This window comes from Streptomyces sp. NBC_01445, assembly GCF_035918235.1.
Lineage (GTDB): Bacteria > Actinomycetota > Actinomycetes > Streptomycetales > Streptomycetaceae > Streptomyces.
Map to the genome: position 1 here is coordinate 4,362,564 of NZ_CP109485.1, position 17,828 is coordinate 4,380,391.

The window sequence follows — 17,828 nt, forward strand, 5'->3', positions numbered from 1 at the left end:
CGCCGGGGGATCACTGTTCCGTGCCGGTCGAGTCGGCCGAGTCCGTGGCCGCCCCCTTCGGGAACGTCACCTCCACGCGGCGGTTCTTCTTGCGGCCCTCTTCGCTGTTGTTGTCGGCGATCGGGTAGTCCTCGCTGTAGCCCCGCACCGCGAACGTGACGTCCTGATCCTGTGAACCGAGGGCTGCCGCCAGCTCGTCGTGCACGGCCTCCGCGCGCTTCTTCGAGAGCGTCAGCCCGTGCGCGTACGACCCGAGGTCGTCCGTGAAACCGAAGACGCGGACGTTCGTGGCGTGCTGCGCCTTGATCTCGTCTGCGATGGCCTGGATCCGGGACTTGGCGTCCGGATTCAGCTTGGAACTGTCCTTCTGGAACAGCACCTCCGCCTGAAGCGCGAACTTCACGTCCTGGTTGGTGTCCTCGCGCCGCTCGTCGCCGGACAGGTCCTCGACGACGGACTTGATGTCGAGCACCTTGGCCGGCGCGAGCGTGGCGCCGTCGGCGAGCTTCAGCCCGGGGCTGTTGGCGTCGACGTCCGGGGGCGGGGAGGTGGTGGTACTCCCCGGCGGAGCGCCTGACGGCTCCGGATCATCGGCGTAGGCGCTGCCGCTGAGGCTTCCGCTGAAGGTGATCAGGGCGACGGTGGTGAGGGCGGCGAGGCGACGGGTGAGGGGCATGGGGTTACTCGCCCTCGGAGATTTCTACGGGGGCGGGGGGCATGGCGCCGACTTGGAAGCTCACCTTTGTAGTGCCTTCCGGAGGCGCGGGGAACTGGGCGAACCACGTGGCGCTCTCCCCGGACCTGAGCCGGCTGAATTTCGTGCAGAGGCAGCGGCCGTTGGTGTCCCGCAGGACGAGGTACTTCTTCTTGCCCTGCTCGTCCACGAGGCTCGCGCCGGACAACGAACCTCCATTGGCCGCGAGTTCGCGTTCGTCGCTCTGCCAATCGGCTCCGAGCCATGACCTGGATCCGTCGTTGCGCACGGTTCCCGAGACAGTCACAAACCCGCCTTGGTCGCGTGTCGCGGAATTGATCGCGACAGAGACGTCGCCGTCCTTGCTCTCCGCCAGGACTTTGTCCGTGGACGGGGTCGGCGACGCGTCCTGCTTGTCGTCACTCCCCTTCCCCGCGGGGGCGGACGACGAGGATTCGGCCTTGGGACCACCGTTGTCGTCACTGCCGCCGCAGCCGGCCACCGTAAGGACCAGCCCTGAAGTGATCGCCACCGCAGCCAGTGCCCGGCGGGTCGTCATGGTGCGCCGAAGATTCATTGCCGCGACTTCCCTCTCGTGATGTGTCAGTCGGCCAGGTGTACGGAGAAGAGAACGGAGGGATCGGGCAGATCGCCTGCCTCGAAGTCATCCGGGTCAAAATCGAAGGAATCGCCACCGTCGCAGTCGAATTCCACGACCTTTGCCGGATCGGCGGACGGAGCCACGTCGCAGCGCGGTTCGATGACAGCAGTGGCCTCGGCCGTCGCGTGCTTCGACTCCGTGCCGGGAATGACGGAATCGCCGACCGTGCCATTGGACTGCACTTTCGCCCAATAGCCCGGATAGCCGTTCACCTCGGACGGTCCGAATCCGACGACGCGGGCATCGTTGCCGGCAGCCAGGTTGTCCGCCGCGCCCCTGGCCCCGTCCCCGGTGAACTTGTCACCCGCGAGCCAGTCCAGCCAGTCGTCCCCCGCGCCGATGGCCTTCCCCAATCCGGTCATCAATTCGTCCCTCGAGTCCTGGGCAGCCGCCAAAGCAGCGGCATCCGCGGCCGATTGGGCGCCATTGCGCGCGGAGGCTGCCTGGGCGAATGCGAAGAACGCGAAGGCGGCGAAGAGCAGGATCGCCGTGAGCCAGATATAGATGGGAAGGGTCTGACCGCGATCACCGGAGAGCCGCGCGATGGTCAGCCGCCGCCGATTACCCGGTCGACCGCGTCTCCGATCGCACCGGAGATCAACCCGTCCAGTCCCAACTGGTCGATCAACGTAAAGATCCCGGCAATCAAAATCATCAGCCCCGCATACTCCACGAACCCCGCCCCGGAATCCCGTTCTCTCCCGCGGACGCGGTCCCCCACCGTCACGGTCCACTTCACCCACACCCCGAGTACGCGTTCCTTCAGCACGGTTTCCCCTTCGTTCCCGCACGACTTCGCCGCCCCGAACCTCCCGGGCACCATACGCAACGTACGGGAACTGCAACCCTCTGTGCCGTGTTTCGCACATTAACGGCGCACGCTTGACCGGAAGTTGGTCGCTTCCTGTCATGCCCCTCACCGCCCGTCGTACGCCACCACGACCCCACCCAGATCGCGGGCGACCTTCGCGCCGAGGGTGGTGTCGCAGAGGTTGACGGTCCAGTTGCCCGCGGTGACCAGCTCGGCGGGGACACCGCGGTACTTGATCGCCTCGCGCAGGGCGGCATCGCGGCGGGCGTGGGTGGGGTGCAGGGTCAGGACGGCGCAGTTGGTGGAGTCCGAACCCGGCTTCCCGGTCTCACACTTGATGCTTCCGGTGCTCGTCGTCTCCCGTTGGAAGCAGCCCACGGAGGCGGCCACGTCGTCCGCCAGGGCGTCCACCTTCTTGTAGGTGGGAGTGGAAGGGATCCGTTGGAGTGGGTACTTGGGGGTCTTCGCCCCCTTAGCCTTCGCGTCCAGGACCACCGCGTGCAGCGCATTCGCGACCGCCGGGGCGGACGGCGGGTCCATGACGCGGATGTACCAGTTCCCGGCCGCGACCAGTGTCTGCGCGTACGCGCCCGTGCGCCGGGACTCGATCGACGTACCGATCTCCGTCTCGGACACGACGTCGGGGTCGAAGACCGAGATCTCGTTCTCGACCTTCACCCCGTCGACTGTCGCGACGCAGTCCGCCGTGGAGCTGCCGTCGTAGTCCCGGCTGCGTACGGTCTCGCAGTCGAGGCCGGCCTTTTCCATCGCGGTTACGAGATCGCCCGCCGTCGCGAACCGCGGCCCCTTGGGCACATTGCCCGGGATGGGCATGCTCTCCGCCTGGTGTTGCTGCGGCGCCATCGGACCGGCGCAGGCGCTGAGTGCGAGAAGCCCGATCCCGGCAGTGAGCGATACGCGGACTCCCCGCATCGTGCTCTTCGTCCACCCGATCGGCAGGCCGTCCATCGACGTCGTCACCTCCCCCCGGAGACCGGTGCACCATTCGCAAGTGCCAACTAAACGCTCCGGTCACTGTAGCCAGTCGATGCGCCACACAGCAGCCGTTCACCATCGCTGCTTCAAACAAGCGAGGCCTCGGCGCTCGGCTCTCAACGTCCCAGAATCGAACCGAAGTTGGACCCGGAGCCGAGGAACATGCCCGTCGCGATGAGGATCATCGTGGCCGGGAGCATGAAGACGAGGGTGACCATCGTGGCCTTCGGGATCGTCTTCGCGGCCCGGCGGCGGGAGTTCTGGGCGTCGGTGCGCCGCATGTCCGTGGCGATCTGGATGAGTGTCTCGGCGATGGGCGAGCCGAGTTCCTCGCCCTGCTGGAGCGCGGAGACGAACTGGGCGACCTGTTCGGACGCGTTGCGCCGGCGCAGCTCGTCGAACGCCTGGCGCCGGCTGACGCCCATGTCCATTTGCCGGAGCGTAATGCGCAACTCGTCGGCCCACGGCCCCTCGTACTTCTCGGCGACCCGGTCGAGCGCCTGCCGGAAGCCGAGGCCCGCGCTGACGACGACGGCGAGTACGTCGAGGAAGTCGGGGAGCGTGCGGTCGATGACCTCTTTGCGCTCGCGTGTGGCCTGCCAGATCAGGCCGTCCGCGGCGAGGAGGCCGAACGCGAGGGTGAGGGCGGCGAACAGGGTCTGGCCGTTGGTGAGGAAGACCAGGCCGAGGACGACGCCGAAGATGCCGTAGACCGCGCGGCGCGCGGCGTAGCGGTCGATGGTGAGGCCGCCCGGGTTCCCCGCCATGTCGATCTTGCGGCGCTTCGAGGTGACGCGCCGGGGGCCCATGGCCCGCAGGACGAGGGGGGCGAAGCGCATGCCCAGGCGGTCGACCGCGGACCCGGAGGCGGACACGCGCGTGGCGCCGACTTCGAGGGCGATGGCCAGATCGCCGGGGAGCTTGGCCTCGGCGCGGTACATGCGGATGCCCAGGAAGATCCCGAGGACGCCGAGGCCCATCGCGAGGGCCAGCAGCAGCCCGATCAGACCCGTACTCATGACCTACCTACCTCGCTCGCTGTGCGCCGGATGACGGACGCCCATGTCAGACCTCGATCTTCCCGAGCCGGCGGATCACGAAGAACCCGATCCCGTACAGGCCGAGCGAGACGAGGATCAGCGCCTGGCCGACCGGCGATCCGGTAACCCTGGCCAGCGCGCCCTCGTTCGACGAGTTGATCAGGAGCAGCGAGCCGAGGCCGAGGAGCGGCACGGTGAACGCGGTCGCGTTGACCTCGGAGAGCATCGTGCGGATCTCGCGCCGGGTCTCCTTGCGGTCCTCCAGGGTCTGGGTGAGGTTCCGCAGGGACGACACGACCGAGCCACCCGCCTTGTTGGCGAGGACGAGGGTCGTTACCAGGACGACGAGTTCGCGGGACGGGAGGCGCCGCGCGAGCTCGCCGAGGGTGTCGTCGATGGTGCGGCCGAGCGCGAGCTGGTCGGCGACCATGGACAGCTCCTCGCCCGCGGGCGCCTCCAGCTCCTCCGCGGCCATCGCGAGGGACGTGCGCAGGGCGAGTCCGGCGGCGGTGGCGTTGGCCAGGAGGCGGGCCACGTCCGGGAGTTGGTTGATGAACGCCTCGATGCGTTTCTGCCGCTGCCAGTTGAGGAAGATCACCGCGCTCCACACGCCGACGAGCCCGGCGATCGGCCCGAAGAAGGGCGCGAGTGCGGCCGACGCGATCAGCCAGAGGGCGACGACCACGGCGAGTACGTACGTGAAGAACTCCCCCGCGGTCAGGTCGAGCCCCGTCGCGGACAGGCGCAGATGGATGGCGCGGCCGAGCCGGGTGCGGCGCAGCCTGCGGTCGACGGTGGCGAAGCGGCGTACGCGACCGGCACCGCCGTGCGGGCCGGCGCCCGACAAGCCGTCGAGCCGGTCGACGAGGGCCTGGCGCTGGGCGCGCCCCGACGCGTACGCGTGGAGGCCGGCGACGGCGAGTGCGCAGGTCAGGATGGTGGCGCCGAGGGCGATGAGGGCGGGGTCGCTCATGATCCGCCACCCTCGACGGCGGGTCGCACGGTCCTCATCCGATGGCCTCCCTCGTGTTGCGTCCGTCGATGCCGTCCAGCACGCCGAACGCCGGTGGGATCGGCTCGTTCGCGACGTACAGGCGCTCGGCCACGCGGCGCGGCAGCGGCAGATGCTCGAAGGTGCCGCGCACGCGGTGGTCGTGGCCGAGCGGGTGCGGCACGAAGCGGGAGACCGTCGAGATCCTGAACTGTTCGCGGCCGTGCGAGACCAGCAGGGCGATCTCGGTGACCTTGCGCGAGCCGTCGGCGTGCCGGGTGAGCTGGACGAGGACGTCGACGGCGGAGTTGATCTGGTCCTTGAGCGCCTCGAACGGGATCTGCACCTCGGACATGGACCCGAGGGTCTGCAGGCGCATGAGGGCGTCCTCGGCGGCGTTCGCGTGGACGGTGGCGAGCGAGCCGTCGTGGCCGGTCGACATGGCCTGGAGCATGTCGAGGGTCTCGCCGCCTCGGACCTCGCCGACGATGATGCGGTCGGGGCGCATGCGCAGGGAGTTGCGGACGAGGTCGCGGATGGTGATCTGGCCCTTGCCCTCGACGTTCGGGGGCCGCGATTCGAGGCGGATCACATGGTCCTGCTGGAGCTGGAGTTCCGCCGAGTCCTCGATGGTGATGATGCGCTCGTGGGGCGGGATGAGGCCGGAGAGCGCGTTGAGGAGGGTGGTCTTCCCGGAGCCCGTACCACCGCTCACGATGACGTTGAAGCGGGCGCGGACGAACGCGGACAGCAGCATCAGCATCTGCTCGTCGAGCGAGCCCAGGCCGATCAGCTCGGGCAGGGTGTAGGCGCGGGGGAAGCGGCGGATCGTGAGGGTGGCGCCGGTGAGGGACAGCGGCGGGATGATCACGTTGACACGCTCGCCGGTGGGCAGGCGGGCGTCGACCATCGGGTTCGACTCGTCGACGCGCCGGTTCACCGTGGAGACGATGCGCTCGATGGTCTGCATGAGCTGTTCCTGCGAGGCGAAGCGCAGAGGGAGCTGCTCCACGCGTCCGGCGCGCTCCACGAAGATCGCGTCCGGGCCGTTGACCATGATCTCGGTGATGGACGCGTCGGCGAGGAGAGGTTCCAGTACGCCGAGGCCGAGCGCCTCGTCGACGACGCGGCGGACCAGCTGGCTGCGTTCGGAGGAGGAGAGGACCGGGCCCTCGCGGCTGATGATGTGGCCGAGGACGCGTTCGAGACGGATCCGCCGGTCGGCCGCCGCGAGCGACGACATCTCGGCGAGGTCGATCTCCTCCAGGAGCTTCGCGCGGTAGACGGCGACGAGGCCGTCGTCGCGGGAAGGGCCGGGCTCCTCTCGGACCGTCACCCTTGATCGCAGGCTCATGTTCCGGCTCAACCCCCTTCCGGGTCACGGTCGTTCGGCATGGTGGCGGTGCGCCGTACGTCCCACCGGTCGTCCAGGAACGGGACGAGGACCGGGACGTGCACGGTGACGGTGGCGGTGGTCGTGTCGCCGCCTCCCCCTCCGGCGTCGATGTCCGCGTCGAGCCAGCCGCTCATCGCGGCCTGCCCGGCGCCGGTGCCGTCGCCGCCCTGCGACTGCACGCGGGCGGCGGCCCTGGCACCGGAACCGGCCTGGTTCGCGCTGTAGCCGACGAGGCCGAGCTGGATGGCGGCCATGCCGATGAGGAGGAGGAAGGGCAGGAACCCGGCGAACTCGAGGATGGAGACGCCTCGGTCGTCGGTGCGCAGGTTGCGGCGGGGGCCGTTTTCCGTCCGCGGGCGCCGGGCGCCGTCGATGCCCGTCCGCGGGTGCCGGGCGACGTCGGTTCCCGCCCGAGCCCGCCGCCCGTGCCCGCGCCGGAGACGGCCCTTTGCGCCCGGGAGCCGGCGCCTCACGGCATGACCCCCTGGTCGTCCTCCCTCGCGGCGCCCGCCTCGCCCTTGACGGTCCACCCGGCGTCGATCCCGGGGAAGAACACCGGCACCTCGAGCCGCACGGTCGCCTTCATCACCGACCCGTCGGGTCCGCAGGTGATGGCGGCGCCCTGCCACGCTCCGGGCAGATTCCTCTCGCCCGCGGTCTGGCACGCGCCCGCCGTGTCGCCACTCCCGGCCTCCGCGGAGGTCGCGGCCCTGGCCGCCTCGTCCGCCGCGTTCCCGGCGAGCGAGTACGTGTACCCGTACAGGACGCACTGCCACAGCAGCCCCATCACCACGAGCAGCAGCGGGAACATGCCCGCGAACTCCAGGGTGACCGCGCCCTTGTCGCCGCCGCGGCGGCGGGCGCGGCGGCCCGGTTCCTGTGCGGCGGCGTCGACCAGGCCGAGCTCGCCCGCGAGCCCCCACAGCGCCTGCTTCACCGTCGAACGGCTGTCGAGATCCTGCATACGGCCCGCGTCGACCGCGCCCTGGAGCTCCTTGAACCCGGCGGGCACGCTGGCACGCGCGACCCGGGTTCCCGTCACGCGCTCCACGAGCGACGCGGTGATCTCGGATCCGCGCGCGTGACGGTTGATGACGGTGACGGTCTCCTCGGCCTTGCGGATCTGGAGGCGGTCCCACATACGGATCATGCGCTTCGCGGCGCGTACGGCGACGACGTCGGGGGTGACCAACAGGACTGCCTGGTCGGCGAGTTCGACGGCCGCCGCGTTCGCGGACCCCATCTGCGTACCGCAGTCGATGACCACGAGGTCGTAGCGGCTGCGCAGCGCCTGGACGACCTGGCGTGCCACGCGGTCGGTGACCTCCTCGCCGCGTTCGCCGTCGGACGGCGCGAGCAGCAGGCCGAGGCCGGTCTCGTGGGTGAAGACGGCGTCCTGGAGGACGCGCGGGGTGATGTCGCGGATGGCGGCGAGGTCGGCGACGGAGCGGCGGAACTGGACGTCGAGGTACGAGGCGACGTCACCGGACTGGAGGTCGAGGTCGAGGAGCGCGACCGAGCGGCCCGACGCCTGTGCGGCCAGGGCGAGTTGGACGGCGGTGACGGTGGTGCCGACGCCGCCCTTCGCGCCGGTGACGGTGATGACGCGGCCGCCGGACGCACCGGCCGTGATCGCCAGCTCGCCGCCGGTGCCGAGGTGCCTGCGCATGCCGCTGGACCAGGACGCGGCGGCCTGTACGCGCTCGGCGAGCGCGTCGTACCCGAGAGGGAACCCGACGATGCCGCGCGCGCCCGAGTCCATCGCGGCGGTGAGCAGGGCGGGGCTGGTGTCGGCGGTGGCGAGGACGACGCCGACGGCCGGGAAGCGCAGGACGAGGTCCCGGATCAGTTCGAGAGCGGGCACGGGGCCGATCCGCTCGTGGACGAGGACGACCTCGGGCAGTTCGTCGAGCGACTCGGCGGCGAGCCGGGCGAGGGTGTCGAGGAGGGCGGTGGAGTCGGCGACGGGCGGCGCGGGCTCGGCGTCGGGCAGCTGCCCGAGCAGCGTGACCAGGGACCGGGCGGCGTCCAGGTCTCCCACCGCGGGGAGGATACGGATGCTCACGGTGCGGCTCGCCTCCTCTCTCAGTGATCTCGGTGATCTCGGTGGTCTCGATGGTCTCGATGGTCTCGATGGCTCTGTCGGTCTATTGGCCGGCTTGGCTGGGCTACTTGTCCTCGTCGAGGGTGTACGAGCGGTCGCCCGGCGGGACGGCCGCGTCGCTGCCGGCGGCGACGAGGGCGAGCCGGACGTGGGTCGCGAACGACTCCGCGTACGCGACACGCTGCGCGTCGGCGGGGTCGAGGGCGAAGGTGATCGGCACGGCCTCGCCCTGCCGGCGCCGGCCGTTGTCGCCGCCCTGTTCGTCGATGGGCGTGAGCTTGCCGACGTCCATGACCTCCGCGTTCTCGACGATGACCTTGGACTGGTCCTTGGCCTTCTCGTTGGCGGCCTTGAAGGTGGCGTAGATGTTGACCTTCGACCCGGGCGTGATCTTCCCGGCGACCCCGGTCTCGGCGTCGATCATGATGGCGATCTCCTGCTTTCCGTCCCTGAGTTGGGGCCGGGCGACGATCATGTCGGTCTGGAGCAGGGACCCCTTCTTCAGCGTCGTGACGGCGATCTTGCCGCGGATCTGACTGAGACTGGTCACGGCGGTCTTCGACAGCCACCGCTCCGGCATCTCGACCTTCTCGAACCGGTCAGCGGTCAGCTCCTTGTACGGCGCGACATCGTCCTTCAGCCGGTACGCCGCGACTTCCGGGCCCACCTTCGAGTTCACGTCACGGATCACCGAGAGCACCCCGGCGAAGGCGCCGACGGCGCACAGGGCCGAGATGACCAGCAGGATGACGCCGCGACGCTGACGTGAGTTCATGGACCGGACTACCTCGTGGGGATCTCGTCGGGGATCTCGATGGGGAGCGCGTTGTGGATCTCGTTGGCGATCAAGGGCGGGCGGCGGGTGGCAGGGCGGCGCGGGCCCGACCGGTGACGGGGGCCAGGGCGGTTGTGGCGGCGAGGCCGGTGGCGGGTGCGAGGGCACTGCCGCGGCCGCGTCCGCCCGGTGGCTTCGCGGCCGGGGCGGGCGGATCGGCGAGCGGCGCGGCGCAGAAGCCGCAGCGGTCGCCGATGAGTTCGAGGCCGCACCAGTGGCACGCCTCGCGCCGGACGGACGAGACGAGCTGGTAGAGCACGGAGATGTCGGGGATGGCGGCCGCGAACTCGGCGAGCTTTCCCGGGTTTCCGGGCTTCCCGGTGGCCCACCAGCGCCCCGACTCGGCGGGCAGCCGCGTCTCGACGGCGCCCTGCACCTGCCAGGCGGGCGCGAGGGTGCCGGTGATCCAGTCGGTGGGCTGCTGCCCGGCGGCGTAATACATACGGGTGCCGAAGGCGGGTCCGCTCAGCCGGGGCGGCTCGGGTCCGGTGAGCCGTACGAGTTCGGGCTGCGGGGTGGCGAGTACGGCGAACTGGGCGCCCGGCACCCACGACTTGGCGTGCGAGGTGAGGCTGACGGGGACGCGGTCGAGGCGGGCGACCGAGCCGAGCACGGCACCGGCGTAGATGTAGTGGGCGAGGAGCCGCGCGGCGGAGGCGAGCACCCCCGGGCTGAAGTCGCACATGGTCAGCTGCCGCAGCTGGAGCGCGAGTACGGCGAGCCCGAGCGGCGGGAGCTCCGGCCGCAGGATGGCGATCCGGTCACTTTCCAGCACGGAACGCACAGCGTGCAGCCGGTGAACGACCAGGTCCGGCACGGAAGCCGGACACAGGGCGATCACATAGCCGTGATGCTCGATCAGGGTGTGCATCTCGACGATCGCGCGATCGAGGTCGTACGGCTCCGCCCTGCCGCCCCCGTCCTCGGCGGAGTGGAGCACGGCGGCGGACGGCGTATGCCGGTCGGCCGCGGCGAGGACCAGGTCAGGGCTGGTCACGGCTATCGCGGTCGGCACGCTCGTACACCCCCCGGTCTCTGTGCACTCCTGTCTCAGCACCATATCCGCGCATTGCCCGCTCAACACCCAACTTCCCGGTGTTCACCGGGAGGTTGCCCAGGCGGCCGACTCGGCTCGGCCAGGAACCAGTAATTCCAGAGGTCTTGACAACCCAAATGGTCTGGACCAGTTTGTAGAACCGGCAACTGCCCCTCCCCCCACATCTGAACCGGAGGCAGCAATGGCACGCGCGACGACAAAACCAGCATGGAAGCGTTCATTCCTGGCGGCGGCACTGACCACTCTGGCCCTGGCCCTCACCGGCACGGCGACGGCCACCGCGGACCCCGCCGGGGCGGACGCGGCACCCCCGGCCCACGCCGTCACCGGCTACTGGCAGAACTTCAACAACGGCGCGGCGGTCCAGAAGATCAGTGACGTACCGGGCGACTACGACATCATCGCGGTGGCGTTCGCCGACGCGACGACGACGCCCGGCGCAGTCGACTTCACGCTCGACTCGGCGGGCCTCGGCGGCTACACGGAGGACGCGTTCAAGGCGGACATCAAGGCGAAGCAGGCCGCCGGCAAGTCGGTCGTCATCTCGATCGGCGGCCAGAACGGCACCGTCTCCATCAACGACTCGAATTCCGCGACGAACTTCGCGAACTCGGTCTACTCACTGATGCAGGAATACGGCTTCGACGGCGTCGACATCGACCTCGAGAACGGCCTGAATTCGACGTACATGTCGCAGGCTCTGAAGTCCCTTGCGTCAAAGGCGGGTTCTGACTTTGTCCTGGCGATGGCCCCGCAGACGATAGACATGCAGTCGACGTCGGCCGAGTACTTCAAGACCGCACTCGCCGTGAAAGACATCCTGACGGTCGTCAACATGCAGTACTACAACAGCGGTTCGATGCTCGGCTGCGACGGCAAGGTCTACAGCCAGGGCTCGGTCGACTTCCTGACCGCGCTCGCCTGCATCCAGCTGGAGGGTGGCCTGGCCCCGTCCCAGGTAGGCCTGGGAGTCCCGGCCTCCACCAGCGCGGCGGGCAGCGGCTACGTGTCCCCGTCCGTGGTCAACGCGGCCCTGGACTGCCTGACGAAGGGCACGAACTGCGGCTCGTTCAAGCCCTCGAAGACGTACCCCGGCCTGCGGGGCGCGATGACGTGGTCGACGAACTGGGACGCGTCGACGGGCAACGCCTGGTCTTCGTCGGTGGGGCCGCACGTACACGGCCTCTGACGACCCCCACCCCGGCCCGAGCGCCCACAATCCCCCCTCCGATCCGCAGCGCCGCCGCTCCCCCGGCGGCGCTGCTGCGTGTCGGGGATGCGGCGGGGGTGTGCTGCCGGATGGGTGCCCAGCACGACCCTGCGCCTTTCGGAACATTGACCCGACATTGCATGCGTCAACACACGGATGTGATGATGCCCGTCATGACTGAAGGTGGGGGCGGCGGGCCGACCGGGGGTATACCCAGATCACGGCTTCAGGATTACGCAGAATTGGTTGAACCGCCGACGAATTCCGCCACCGCTACGCAGGCCACGACCGCCGCCGCCATTCGGCGCGAATTCACCGCACTCCTGGGCGAGTTCCGGCGCACAGCCGTCCTGCTGCCACTCAGCGACGACGGATTGCCTCTCGCCGGAGACTTCGGCGGCGTCCGTTGGCTCTACACCTTCTCGGACGAGGCGGCCTTGGCGCGGTTCGCGGCTGCGAGGGGTGCCGCCGACCAGGAGTGGGCGTACGAGCGGGTCCTGGGCGCGCGGCTGCTGGACGCTGTGGCGCCGGCGCTCCGCGTGCCCTGCGGAATGGCCGTGGACGTCGCGAGCCCCGGCGATGAGCTGCTGCTGCCGCCCATCTGCGGGGTCGTACCGGACACGGTGGCGGTGGACGCGGGAGCGTACGGGGAGGGCAACGGGCAATGAGTGAGGACGCGAAAGATCTCCAGGCCGGCGGTCTTGGCAAGATCGCCGAGGGCATAACGCTCGTGCTGGCCGAGCTGAAGGAGACCGGCGCGATCGGCACCGCGGGTGCCGGGCGCGGATTCGACGGGATCTCGCTGTCCGGCATGAAGCTGGGACACAGCGATCTCACCTCGGCCTTCGAGTCGTTCTGCGAACGCTGGGAGTGGGGTGTGCGCACCCTCGTCAACGAGGGCAACAACTTCGCCGAGGGCGTCGGCCTCGCGGCCGGAACGCTCCACGAGACGGACCAATACGTCGACGGTGCGCTGAAGGTCGGCGTGAACTCCGTGATCGGCAACCCGTACGCCGGCGAGGAAGACGTCTCGAAGATGAGCTACGGCGACCTGGTCAAGCACAACGCGCTTGCCGACCCCGACTACAGCAAGAAGTCCTCCGACGAGGCCGACGCGATCATCAGGCAGGGCTGGAAGGACGCCGCCCGCGACGCGGCCACCTCGAACGTGACCGGGTGGAGCCCTCAGCAGGCCAGCGGGATGAGTCCTGAGGAGTACGAGGCCTGGCTCGACAGCAAGTTCGGGCCCTCCGCGGAGGAACGCGCCGAAGCGGCGGCCAAGCAGGGCGGGAGCACCGGCTGATGGGAATCGGTGACTGGGCCGACAAGGGCCTGGGCGCCCTGGAAGACGGCTGGGACAACGGCAAGAAGGCCCTCGGTGAAGGTGTCGAGTGGGGTGCCCACAAGCTCGGGGACGGACTCGAGTACGTGGGCGCCGACTGGGCCGCCGACAAGGTCGAGGATCTCGGCGACTCCGTCGCCTCCGATCTGGGCGCCGCGGTCGACGAACAGCAGCTCGGCGAGACCGAGCAGGCCAACGAGCTCATCCACGGCGACCCCGGAGACATCCGCGCGAGTGCGAGCCATCTGAAGGACTTCCACAAGGCCTTCGACAAGGTCAGTGGGGGGATGCGCACCCTGGACTCCTCTCATTGGAAGGGCAGGGCGGCCGACGCCTTCCGCAAGAAGTTCGCCATGCACCCCTCCAAGTGGCTGCACGCGGCGGACGCCTGCGACAAGGCAGGCAAGGCCCTGGACAGCTACGCGGACACGGTCAAGTGGGCCCAGGGCCAGGCGCAGGATGCCATCGACCTGTACAAGAAGGGTAAGGGCGCCTCCGACAAAGCGGTGGAGGCGTACAACAAGCGGGTCGACACCTACAACAGTGCGCTGAAGGCCGACAAGGATCCCGGCCCGCGCCCTGAGCCGTTCAAGGACCCCGGCGCGGCCGACGTCAAGCACGCGCGGGAGAAGCTCGGGGAGGCGCGTCGCCAGCGCAACGAGGCGGGTGCGACCGCGACGCACGCGATCAAGGCCGCCCTGGCCCACGCACCGGCCGAGCCTCCGCCGCTCGATCGCCTCAAGTCCGAAGTCACGGACGGTGTCCAATCCACCGGTACGGAGCTCACCCACGTCGTGGGCGGCGTGCTCAAGGGGACCGCGGGCCTGCTCAATTTCGCCCGCGGCCTCAACCCGGAGGACCCGTACAACATCACGCACCCGGCCGCGTACAAGCAGAACATCAACCTGACCCTGGCCGGTCTGGCGTCCACCGCCACACATCCCGACCGTGCGGCGAAGGACGCGTATCAGAGCCTCAAGAAAGACCCTTCCGAGTTCTTTGGCCGCATGTTGCCGGAAATGTTCGGCAGCAAGGGGCTCGGGCTCGCCAAGAGCGGGCTCCGGGCCGGGGTCGAGCACGGGATGAAGGAGGCCGCTGAGGCGGGGGCGCGGCGTTCGGCACGGCGTACGCTGGGTGAGGACCCCGCGGAGCATTCCCGCGAACCGAAGTCGGTGGAGCACAAGGGCACCGACCCCGTCGATCTCGCGACCGGGAAGATGTTCCTGCCCCAGACCGATGTCGCGCTGCCGGGCACCCTGCCGCTCGTCTTCACCCGGCGCGTGGAGTCCGGCTACCACCTGGGCCGCTGGTTCGGCCCCTCCTGGTCATCGACGGTCGACCAGCGCCTGGAGATCGACGCGGAGGGCGTCGTCCTCGTCACCGCCGAGGGTCTGCTCCTCCCCTACCCACACCCGGCACCGGGCCTGCCCACGTTGCCCACTCACGGCCCGCGCCATCCGCTGGACCGCGTGGACGACGGCTACACGATCACTGATCCGGTGACGGGACGTGTCTGGCACTTCGCCGACCGCGGCACCGATCTGGCCGTCCTGGAACAGATCGACGACCGCAACGGCAACTGGCTGACCTTCGAGTACGACGCCGAAGGAACGCCCCTCGGGATCGTCCACAGCGGCGGATACCACCTGAAGGTGACGGCCGAGGGCGGCCGGGTCAGGTCCCTGCACCTCGCGGGGGCCGGGACGGACGGCTCGGACGAGGAACTGACCCGCTACGGCTACTCCGCCGACGGCCACCTGACCGAGGTCACCAACTCCTCCGGCCTGCCCATGCGTTTCACGTACGACGACGAAGGCCGGGTCACTTCCTGGACGGACACGAACGACCGGTCGTACACGTACGAGTACGACGACCAGGACCGATGCGTGGCCGAGGGCGGATCCGAGGGCCATATGAGCCTGCGGCTCGCGTACGCCGGGCCGGACCCGGAAACGGGCCTGCGGCTGACCACCACGACGACCGGCGAGGGCCACACACGCCGGTTCCTGATCAACGACGCCTGGCAGGTGATCGCCGAGACGGATCCGCTCGGCGCGACCACCCGCTATGAGCGCGACCGGTACAACCGCCTGCTGTCGCAGACGGACCCGCTCGGCCACATGACGTCCTTCCGCTACGACGAGGCGGGGAACCTGATCCTGGCCGTCAGGCCGGACGGCCGCGAGACCAAGGCCGAGTACGACGATCACGGGCTGCCGGTCAAGGTGACCGGTCCCGACGGTACGGTTCACCGCCAGACGTACGACGAGTGCGGCAACCGCACGTCGGTGACCGGCTCTTCCGGGCAGACGACCCGTTTCAGCTACGACGAAGCGGGCCGCCTCACGGCGGTCACCGACCCGCTCGGGCACCTCACGACGGTCCGCTGCGACGGAGCCGGACTCCCCGTCTCGATCGCGGACCCACTGGGTGCGGTGACACGGTACGAACGGGACGCCTTCGGCAGACCCGTCTCCATCACCGACCCGCTCGGCGCGACGACCCACCTGGAGTGGACGGCAGAGGGCAGGCTCTCCCGCCGGACGGCTCCTGACGGCACGAGCGAATCGTGGACCTACGACGGCGAGGGCAACTGCACGACGCACACGGACGCCATGGGCGGGCTCTCGTCGTACGAGTACACACACTTCGACCTGCTCACGGCGCGGACGGGTCCCGACGGCGTGCGGTACGAATTCGCCCACGACCACGAACTCCGCCTCACTCAGGTCACCAACCCACAGGGCCTGACGTGGAGTTACGCGTACGACCCGGCCGGACGTCTCATATCGGAGACGGACTTCGACGACCGCGTCCTCACGTACACCCATGACACGGCGGGCCGCCTCACCTCCCGCACAAATGCCCTCGGCCAGCGAATCACCTTCGAGCGAAACGAACTGGGCCAGACAACGCGCAAGGATGCGGACGGCCGGGTCACGACATACGCGTACGACCTGACGGACCAGCTCGCACAGGCCACCGACCCGGACGCGACGCTCACGCTCCTCCGGGACCGTCACGGCAGGCTCAGATCGGAGACGGTCAACGGCCGCGTACTCACGTACGCGTACGACGAGCTGGGTCGCCGCACCGGCCGCACGACGCCCACGGGCGCAACGAGCTCATGGACGTACGACGCGGTCGGCAACCGCAGCCAGATGACGATGTCGGGCCGCACCATCGACTTCGCGTACGACCAGGCGGGACGCGAACTCGCGCGCCACATAGGCGATTCCCTCACCGTCGCAAACGCCTTCGACGATCTGGGCCACCTCACCACCCAGTCGGTCACAGCCTCCGACACCAACGGCCACCGCCGCATCCAGTCCCGCACCTACACCTACCGGGCCGACGGAAATCTGATCGGCATCGACGACCAGCTCGCCGGCTCCCGCCACTTCGACGTGAACGATGCGGGTCGCGTCACGGCCGTGCACGCGGCGAACTGGACCGAGTCGTACGCCTACGACGAGGCGGGCAACCAGACGGCGGCTTCGTGGCCGGCCGATCACCCCGGTCACGAAGCGACAGGCCCACGCACCTACACGGGCACGCGCATCACCCGCGCCGGCGGGGTCCGCTACGAACACGACGCGCTCGGCCGCGTCACGCTCCGCCAGAAGACCCGCTTGTCCCGCAAGCCGGACACGTGGCGCTACGAGTGGGACGCGGAGGACCGCCTCACCTCGACCGTCACTCCCGACGGCACGCGCTGGCGCTACACATACGACCCGCTGGGCCGCCGCACGGCGAAACTCCGCCTGGCTGCCGACGGCGAGACGGTCGTCGAACGGGTGGACTTCACCTGGGACGGCACAACGCTCTGCGAACAGACGACGACGTCACCGGAACTGCCACACCCGGTCACGCTCACGTGGGACCACCAGGGCCTACGCCCCATCGCCCAGACCGAACGCATCAGCGCGGCGGGCGCGGACACCCCCCAGTCGGAAATCGACTCCCGCTTCTTCGCGATCGTCACCGACTTGGTCGGCACGCCGAGCGAACTCGTGGACGAACAGGGCGAGATCGCATGGCACACGCGAAGCACGTTGTGGGGCACGACGGCCTGGTCATCTGACAGCACGACGTACACGCCCCTGCGCTTCCCGGGCCAGTACTTCGACCCGGAGACGGGGCTGCATTACAACTACTTCCGGCATTACGACCCGGAGACGGCGCGATACCTCAGCGCCGATCCTCTCGGCCTCACACCGGCACCAAACCCTGCCGCCTATATCGACAATCCGCACACCTGGACCGACCCTCTAGGGCTGGCTCCGGACTATCACGAATTCCACACCGTCCAGGACCCTCAGAACGCTGCGCGCCTCAAGAGAGACGGTACGCCTTGGCCTGATGCAGAAAATCGAGGCCACTACGGAGAGGGAGTCTACTCGTGGGAAACAAGAGCAGAAGCAGAAAGATACGCAGAACGCCTCAGGTCACGGGGGGCAGAAGTGGAGGTAATGACATTCAAGATCAGCGATCACGACTTCTCGGGCCTGAAGAAGATTGACCTCTTCAAGCTCAACGAACAAGCTGCGGAGAATTTCGCGAATGCCCATAGTAGGCTGTGGGGAGACGGACTGCCTCACGACTTCGACTACATTCGCGCCCCAACAGGAATGGGTCCGGAGAATGTATTCAACAAGAGGATTTTCCATCTATTGAACTTTGGGGACTGA

The 17,828-nt window shown here is 69.0% G+C and carries 16 protein-coding genes; 4 read left to right on the forward strand and 12 right to left on the reverse strand.

All coding sequences use genetic code 11. The annotated features are described in order from the left end of the window. Positions 1 to 10: 10 nt before the first annotated feature. The 12 genes from OG574_RS19710 to OG574_RS19765 form a co-directional block, all read right to left on the reverse strand. A complete protein-coding gene (locus OG574_RS19710; RefSeq protein WP_326774302.1) occupies positions 11 to 676 on the reverse strand; it encodes an OmpA family protein in 666 nt (221 codons plus the stop codon). Between the two features lie 4 nt (positions 677 to 680). Then, positions 681 to 1,271: a hypothetical protein gene (locus OG574_RS19715; RefSeq protein ID WP_326774303.1), complete on the reverse strand. Its 591-nt coding sequence runs from the start codon at positions 1,269 to 1,271 to the stop codon at positions 681 to 683. A 26-nt stretch (positions 1,272 to 1,297) separates the two neighbouring features. Then, positions 1,298 to 1,906, reverse strand: a complete 609-nt coding sequence (locus OG574_RS19720) for a pilus assembly protein TadG-related protein (protein WP_326778544.1) — start codon at positions 1,904 to 1,906, stop codon at positions 1,298 to 1,300. Next, positions 1,903 to 2,100, reverse strand: a complete 198-nt coding sequence (locus OG574_RS19725; protein ID WP_227300544.1) for a hypothetical protein — start codon at positions 2,098 to 2,100, stop codon at positions 1,903 to 1,905. The genes OG574_RS19720 and OG574_RS19725 overlap by 4 nt, the downstream gene beginning before the upstream one ends. A gap of 171 nt (positions 2,101 to 2,271) precedes the next feature. Next, the gene (locus OG574_RS19730; RefSeq protein WP_326774304.1) at positions 2,272 to 3,135 is read right to left on the reverse strand and encodes a hypothetical protein; all 864 of its coding nucleotides are present in this window, start codon (positions 3,133 to 3,135) and stop codon (positions 2,272 to 2,274) included. A 143-nt stretch (positions 3,136 to 3,278) separates the two neighbouring features. Next, positions 3,279 to 4,181, reverse strand: a complete 903-nt coding sequence (locus OG574_RS19735) for a DUF5936 domain-containing protein (protein WP_326774305.1) — start codon at positions 4,179 to 4,181, stop codon at positions 3,279 to 3,281. Positions 4,182 to 4,227: 46 nt separating this feature from the next. Continuing rightward, a complete protein-coding gene (locus tag OG574_RS19740; protein WP_326774306.1) occupies positions 4,228 to 5,175 on the reverse strand; it encodes a type II secretion system F family protein in 948 nt (315 codons plus the stop codon). Between the two features lie 34 nt (positions 5,176 to 5,209). Next, positions 5,210 to 6,547 (reverse strand): CpaF family protein, encoded by a 1,338-nt coding sequence (locus OG574_RS19745; protein ID WP_100598199.1) that lies wholly within the window; start codon positions 6,545 to 6,547, stop codon positions 5,210 to 5,212. Between the two features lie 8 nt (positions 6,548 to 6,555). Beyond that, positions 6,556 to 6,963 carry a TadE family protein gene (locus tag OG574_RS19750; RefSeq protein ID WP_326778545.1) on the reverse strand — a complete coding sequence of 136 codons (408 nt, stop codon included), beginning with the start codon at positions 6,961 to 6,963 and terminating at the stop codon, positions 6,556 to 6,558. Positions 6,964 to 7,058: 95 nt separating this feature from the next. Next, the gene (locus tag OG574_RS19755) at positions 7,059 to 8,654 is read right to left on the reverse strand and encodes an AAA family ATPase (protein WP_326774307.1); all 1,596 of its coding nucleotides are present in this window, start codon (positions 8,652 to 8,654) and stop codon (positions 7,059 to 7,061) included. 103 nt (positions 8,655 to 8,757) lie between these two features. After that, the gene (cpaB, locus tag OG574_RS19760; RefSeq protein ID WP_326774308.1) at positions 8,758 to 9,468 is read right to left on the reverse strand and encodes a Flp pilus assembly protein CpaB; all 711 of its coding nucleotides are present in this window, start codon (positions 9,466 to 9,468) and stop codon (positions 8,758 to 8,760) included. A 70-nt stretch (positions 9,469 to 9,538) separates the two neighbouring features. Beyond that, positions 9,539 to 10,588 (reverse strand): hypothetical protein, encoded by a 1,050-nt coding sequence (locus tag OG574_RS19765; protein ID WP_326774309.1) that lies wholly within the window; start codon positions 10,586 to 10,588, stop codon positions 9,539 to 9,541. 178 nt (positions 10,589 to 10,766) lie between these two features. Between OG574_RS19765 and OG574_RS19770 the strand changes: the two genes are divergently transcribed. From OG574_RS19770 to OG574_RS19785, 4 genes are all read left to right on the forward strand, one after another. After that, positions 10,767 to 11,774 carry a chitinase gene (locus tag OG574_RS19770; protein WP_326774310.1) on the forward strand — a complete coding sequence of 336 codons (1,008 nt, stop codon included), beginning with the start codon at positions 10,767 to 10,769 and terminating at the stop codon, positions 11,772 to 11,774. A 263-nt stretch (positions 11,775 to 12,037) separates the two neighbouring features. Beyond that, positions 12,038 to 12,463, forward strand: a complete 426-nt coding sequence (locus tag OG574_RS19775; RefSeq protein ID WP_326774311.1) for a hypothetical protein — start codon at positions 12,038 to 12,040, stop codon at positions 12,461 to 12,463. Continuing rightward, the gene (locus OG574_RS19780) at positions 12,460 to 13,098 is read left to right on the forward strand and encodes a hypothetical protein (protein ID WP_326774312.1); all 639 of its coding nucleotides are present in this window, start codon (positions 12,460 to 12,462) and stop codon (positions 13,096 to 13,098) included. The genes OG574_RS19775 and OG574_RS19780 overlap by 4 nt, the downstream gene beginning before the upstream one ends. Beyond that, the gene (locus tag OG574_RS19785) at positions 13,098 to 17,828 is read left to right on the forward strand and encodes a putative T7SS-secreted protein (protein ID WP_326774313.1); all 4,731 of its coding nucleotides are present in this window, start codon (positions 13,098 to 13,100) and stop codon (positions 17,826 to 17,828) included. The genes OG574_RS19780 and OG574_RS19785 overlap by 1 nt, the downstream gene beginning before the upstream one ends.

Excerpts from the sequence above, each read along its gene's own strand:
- OG574_RS19745 (WP_100598199.1), bottom strand. The coding sequence starts at position 6,547 with ATGAGCCTGCGATCAAGGGTGACGGTCCGAGAGGAGCCCGGCCCTTCC.
- OG574_RS19730 (WP_326774304.1), bottom strand. The coding sequence starts at position 3,135 with ATGGACGGCCTGCCGATCGGGTGGACGAAGAGCACGATGCGGGGAGTC.
- OG574_RS19735 (WP_326774305.1), bottom strand. The coding sequence starts at position 4,181 with ATGAGTACGGGTCTGATCGGGCTGCTGCTGGCCCTCGCGATGGGCCTC.
- OG574_RS19780 (WP_326774312.1), top strand. The coding sequence starts at position 12,460 with ATGAGTGAGGACGCGAAAGATCTCCAGGCCGGCGGTCTTGGCAAGATC.
- cpaB (WP_326774308.1), bottom strand. The coding sequence starts at position 9,468 with ATGAACTCACGTCAGCGTCGCGGCGTCATCCTGCTGGTCATCTCGGCC.
- OG574_RS19765 (WP_326774309.1), bottom strand. The coding sequence starts at position 10,588 with ATGGTGCTGAGACAGGAGTGCACAGAGACCGGGGGGTGTACGAGCGTG.
- OG574_RS19715 (WP_326774303.1), bottom strand. The coding sequence starts at position 1,271 with ATGAATCTTCGGCGCACCATGACGACCCGCCGGGCACTGGCTGCGGTG.
- OG574_RS19770 (WP_326774310.1), top strand. The coding sequence starts at position 10,767 with ATGGCACGCGCGACGACAAAACCAGCATGGAAGCGTTCATTCCTGGCG.
- OG574_RS19740 (WP_326774306.1), bottom strand. The coding sequence starts at position 5,175 with ATGAGCGACCCCGCCCTCATCGCCCTCGGCGCCACCATCCTGACCTGC.
- OG574_RS19785 (WP_326774313.1), top strand. The coding sequence starts at position 13,098 with ATGGGAATCGGTGACTGGGCCGACAAGGGCCTGGGCGCCCTGGAAGAC.
- OG574_RS19710 (WP_326774302.1), bottom strand. The coding sequence starts at position 676 with ATGCCCCTCACCCGTCGCCTCGCCGCCCTCACCACCGTCGCCCTGATC.